At 63.6% G+C, this 5,078-nt stretch carries 4 protein-coding genes; all 4 read right to left on the bottom strand.

The window, feature by feature from the left end; all coding sequences use genetic code 11:
• A partial coding sequence (locus tag AB1609_15120) for a family 10 glycosylhydrolase (GenBank protein MEW6047787.1) occupies positions 1 to 2,279 on the bottom strand: 2,279 nt, incomplete at its 3' end.
• A gap of 124 nt (positions 2,280 to 2,403) precedes the next feature.
• On the bottom strand, positions 2,404 to 3,318 hold the full coding sequence (locus AB1609_15115; GenBank protein MEW6047786.1) for a carbohydrate ABC transporter permease: 915 nt from the start codon (positions 3,316 to 3,318) through the stop codon (positions 2,404 to 2,406).
• A gap of 47 nt (positions 3,319 to 3,365) precedes the next feature.
• Positions 3,366 to 4,256 (bottom strand): sugar ABC transporter permease, encoded by an 891-nt coding sequence (locus AB1609_15110; protein MEW6047785.1) that lies wholly within the window; start codon positions 4,254 to 4,256, stop codon positions 3,366 to 3,368.
• A 67-nt stretch (positions 4,257 to 4,323) separates the two neighbouring features.
• On the bottom strand, positions 4,324 to 5,078 hold a 755-nt coding region (locus AB1609_15105), incomplete at its 5' end, for an extracellular solute-binding protein (GenBank protein ID MEW6047784.1).

The raw sequence follows: 5,078 nt of genomic DNA, 5'->3' as shown, positions 1-5,078 counted from the left end.
TTCAGGCCCGGGCGGATGGTGCGCAGCTCCTCGCTCAGGCGCTCTACGAAGGACGAGACGTTGTACTCGCGCCACATGTGCCACTGGACTGCTTCGGAGGTGCCGGGCGTGATCTCGCGGGGGTCGACGCCATAGATGGATTTGAACTCCGCAATGGAAGCCTCCGAGAAGCCGAAGCTTCCGACCTCCTGCTCGCTGTAGCGGATGTAATCCAGGTGGAGCCCATCCACGTCGTACCGCCGGACGATCTCGCTGAACTCATCGGCCAGGTACTGCCGCACTTCGGGCAGGGTCGGGTTGAGCCAGGCGGTGCCGTACTCGAAGTCGGGGAACAGGCTCCCGTCAGCCCGGCGCTCCGCCCATTCGGGATGGGCCTTCAGAACCGGCCCGATGTCGCGCCAGTACCCCACGCAGAACACCCAGACCCAGGGGTGGACCTCCATTCCGCGCTGGTGAGCCTCCTCGACGATGACCTGGAGAGGGTCCTCGGACCAGCTCGCGAAGCGGGGATCCTGCGGACCAACCTCGCTGGGGTAGAGGGTGTACCCCCGGAAGACGGTCTCCGGGTAGATGATGTTGATGTTCATGGCGGATAGTTGATCGAGGAGACGTTGGACGCCCTTCCGCCCGCCGAGCCTGGCCAACTGGCCGTTGTCAACCCAGAAGCCTCTTGCCTCGACCCTGCGGGATTCCACCGAGACCAGCCGGGCCTGCTTGGCGGCCTCGCGGGCTTCCTGGGCCGCCGCCCGGACAGCCTCCCAGTTTTTCGCGTTCCAGGCGACCTCGGCACGATCGGCCGCCTGCGAGGCCGCCGAGACAGCCTGTTCCAGGGCGGAGTAGGGGACGTCGCGCAGTTCGGCCCGTGCCCGGGCCAGGGCCTCGCGGGCTGTCTCTCGTGCCTTTCGAGCGGTGGCCAGCTCCTGGCGCGCCTGCTCCTCGGCGCTGGCTCCTCCGCCCGTCTGTGACAGGAGGTAGCGGACGCTGTTCGCGATGAGCCGCGTGAGGTTTTCGGCGTTTTGCTGGGTGTCGAAGATGTTCTCCGAGAAATAGACGGTTCGTTCGGTGACGATCACCGCGGCATCCTTCGGGGCTGCCTGGGACGCCGACTTTCCGTCGGAGTTCAGCCAGGTGCCGATAACCTGGCCGCCGGCGAGTGGCTCGGCCACAAAGGTCATGTGCCGGGCCATCGGGATCTTCTCGGGTAACCCTGCGAAAACCGGGTGCCCGGGCTGCTTGACCAGGATGTACGAGTACTTGTCGGGCCCGGAGTCCCAGCCGACCAGCTTCACCTTAAGCCGGTCACCGAGCTGCATGGCCGGAAGCATCTTGCCCTGGGTGTTGCGGGCCGACGTCTCGTACGCGGCCAGCACCCCGCCTCCAGCGTCGATGAACTCGTTGATGGCCGCGGCGACTGCGGGGTCCATGGTGGCATTGGACGGGAGGACCGCCACCGCGTATCGCATCAGGGCTCCCGCCGCCACCTCCTCGTCGGTCACGGAGGTGAAGGGGATCTCGGCCTGAGCGAGCGCGCCCTTCGCTGCCCCGGTTAGGACCCGGTACGAGTCAGCGCCGTAGAAGGCAGCGGTGGAGGCGCTCTCGACGACGGCGACTCCGGTACCGATGCGGCGGGTAGCCGCCTTGCCCGATTCCTGCCCGAGCGGGCGCCCGCCCGCAATGGCCGTTACTTCCGCCTGCAACTGCTCGGGCTTGCCGGCCGGGGTGAGTGCGAGCGACGGAGCGTGGTACACCTCGATCTCCCACAGGCTAACGCCCCATTCCGTCATCCGGGTGTCCCCCACGAGGCGCAAGTAACGAGCGGTCACAGGGGCGAACACGGCTCGCTCCACGCCGCCCTTTCCCTCAGCGGTGCTGAAGACGGTCGTCCAACTAGCCCCGTCATCCGACACCCGCAGCGACCATTGCACGGCATAGGCGGCCTCCCATCGGAGGAGCACCGTGTTGAACGTGGTTGTCTGGCCGAGGTCGACCTGGATCCACTCGCCGTCCCGGTAGGCTGAGGACCAGCGGGTTTCGAGGTTGCCGTCGACGGCTGCCTGGGGCCGGTACCGCTCCTCGTCACCGGGGTTGATCTGCTGAACCGATGAAGCGGTGACGCTTCGCCCCAGAGCGAGATTGGCCCCCAGGTCTCCCGGGGCGGTCGTTGCACCTCCGGCAGCTCCCGCCTGTACGCCCTGTGCCCCCACGGCCAGGGCTATCAAGAGGGCTGCACGAGCCACCGTACCAAGGATGGTAGTGAGCGCACTGCCTGTTGGTGACATGGCATCTCCTCCCCCAATCTCACTAAGTCTTCCGCCATTTTTGAACTCGCATCCTTGGTCTTTCGCTCCCCCCTTGACGCGCGTCCGGATCTCATCCCGCGCCCGTTTGCAAATGGCGGGGTTTTCACCCCTTGATGCCCGTGAGCGTGATGCCCTGAATGAAAGTGCGCTGGGTCAGGAAGAAGAGGACGATCATGGGCAGGCTCACCAGGAGGGAGGCCGCCATGAGCATGGCCCACTCGGCCCCATGCTGGGTGAGGAAGTGGCGCAGACCCAGCGCAAGGGTGTACTGGCGTTCGTCCTGGAGGTAAATGAGGGGTCCCAGGAAGTCCCTCCAGGCCCCCATGAAGGCAAACAGCCCTAGCGTGGCCAGAGCCGGCTTCGAGAGCGGGGTGATCACCCGCCAGAAGATCCCCCACTCGGAGCAGCCGTCAATGCGCGCCGCGTCTGAGAGCTCTTGCGGAATGGTCATGAAGAACTGCCGCAGCAGGAAGACGCCGAACGCGCTCCCGAAAAACGGCGGGATCACCAGGGGCTTGAAGGTGCCATACCAGCCGAGCGTCTTGAAGAGGATAAACGTGGGGATGAGCGTGACGGGCCCCGGAATCATCAGCGTCGCCAGCAACACGACGAAGACGACGTCCCGGCCGGGCCATCGGATGCGGGAGAAACCGTAGGCAGCCAGCGAGCACGACAGGAGCGTCCCGGTCACCATCAATAGCACGATGTATAGAGTGTTCTTGAGGTACAGCCAGAAGGGGATGTACGAGATCGCTCGGGGGTAATTGGCCCACACCACAGGACTGGGGATCCAAACGGGAGGCCAGGTGAAAATCTGCTGGTCGGACTTGAGAGACGTACCGATCATCCAGGCGAGGGGTATGGCGAAAAGGGTGCCAAGGACGATCAGCGTAACGTGTCCCAGGCCGCGGGCGAGGAGCGCTTGGCGATCACGGCTGCGCCACCTTCCGACCACCAGGCCCGGCACGCCCCACGATTGCAGCTTGCCCCGCTCCACGCGTTCCGGTGACAGGTGCATGACTCGTCCTTCCCGCGGATACTCAGGCCAGCTTTCGCAATCTTACGCTACTTCAGCTCGCCATGATAGTAGACCCAGCGTGCGGAACTCTTGAATACCACCAGCGTCGCAAGCAGCGTGACGATGAAGAGGATCCATGCCATCGCAGAAGCATAGCCCATCTTGAGGTAGCGGAAAGCATTGCGGTACAGGTACAACCCGTAGAATTCGGTGGACCACTCCGGGCCACCGTCTGTCATGATAAAGGCCGGGGTGAAGTACTGAAACATCCCGATTATACCCAGCGTCAGGTTGAAGAAGATCACCGGGCTGATCATGGGCAGGGTCACGTACCACGTCTTCTGCAGAGGCGAGGCCCCATCCAGTTCGGCAGCTTCGTATAACTGGATGGGCACGTCCTTCAGGGCCGCCAGGTAGATGATCATGCTGGCCCCCGATCCTCCCCAGACGCTCAGCAAGATGAACGCGGGCTTGGCCCACGCCGGATCGACCAGCCACCCCGGCCCCTGTATTCCGATCAGGGCCAGCAGGGCGTTAACGAGACCGTACTGGCTGTTCAACAGCCACAGCCACAGGATGGCAACTGAAACCTCGGGGAGGATGCTGGGAAGGTAGAAGAGCGTCCGGTAGAGGCTGATGCCCCGGATGGGAAGGTTCAGCAGGAACGCAAGGCCGAGACCTGCCAGCAACGTAGCCGGGACGCCAAGAAGGATCATGTACAGGGTATTTCCCAGCGAGATCCAGAAAACCTTGTCCGAGGCCAGGTCCCGGTAGTTTTGCGATCCCACCCAGTAGGGGGCCTCGAAGATGTTGTAGTCGGTGAGGCTGTAGTAGAGGGAAGCGGCAATGGGGTAGGCGGTGAACGCCGCGAACCCGATCGCCCACGGGGAGATGAAAAGTAGCCCTTTGACGAGGTTTGCGCGCTGCTGCCGGGTCACGGGATCGTTACCCCCTTGCCGCTACCCCTTCGATCATGCCGCCCTGCCTGCGAATTCGCCGTTTGACCTACCGGCGCCGCATGAAGCGATCGAGCTCCTGCTGGACCCGGGCCGAGACTTCCTCAAGCGCCTGTCTTGCGCCCATCCTGCCATTGCGGACCAATTGCTCGGCCTTGGCTAGCTCCTGCATGTACTGCTCGAATACCGGCATCGACAGGGCGGTGATGGCGTTGGGGCCCTCCATCAGGGGGATGGTCACGTTGAGGACGTGGATACGCTTCAACACCTCGGGGTCCTTGGCCACGGACATGCGGGGGGGCATATTGGTAAAGGCCATGGTAACCTGTTTCATCACTTCGGGACGGCTCAGCCACTCGAGAAAGGTCCACGCCTCTTTGGGGTGCTTGGCATTTCTCGGGATGGCGAACATGCTGCCTCCGAAGACGGTGTAGACCTGACCCTCGGGGGAGGGGAAGCCAAACAAGCTGTAACGAAGGTCGGGGTTGTACTTCTCACCGAACCAGACGATCCACTCGCCGTACACGTCGATGGCCTTCTTGCCCGCGAAGAACGGGTTGTTGGGGCTCCAGTAGTTGCCGAGCCCGGAGTTGAACGTGTCTACCTTCAGGGGATCGAGAAACTCGTTGTAGCTTGCCATCCATTCCAGCGCCCGGACGATGGCGGGATCGGCCGCCGTCACTCGCTGGTTGGCCTCATCGTAGAGGCTGCCGCCAAAGACACGGCCCCACAGCGTCAGGTCTTCCGGACGGAACCCGAGGACCTCGATGTTGCCCTGGGAATCCATCCGGGTCAGCTTCCTGG

This window comes from Bacillota bacterium, from assembly GCA_040754675.1.
Classification (GTDB): Bacteria; Bacillota; Limnochordia; order Limnochordales; family Geochordaceae; genus Geochorda.
This window is presented reverse-complemented; position numbering and strand designations above follow the sequence as displayed.

Excerpts from the sequence above, each read along its gene's own strand:
- AB1609_15115 (MEW6047786.1), bottom strand. The coding sequence starts at position 3,318 with ATGCACCTGTCACCGGAACGCGTGGAGCGGGGCAAGCTGCAATCGTGG.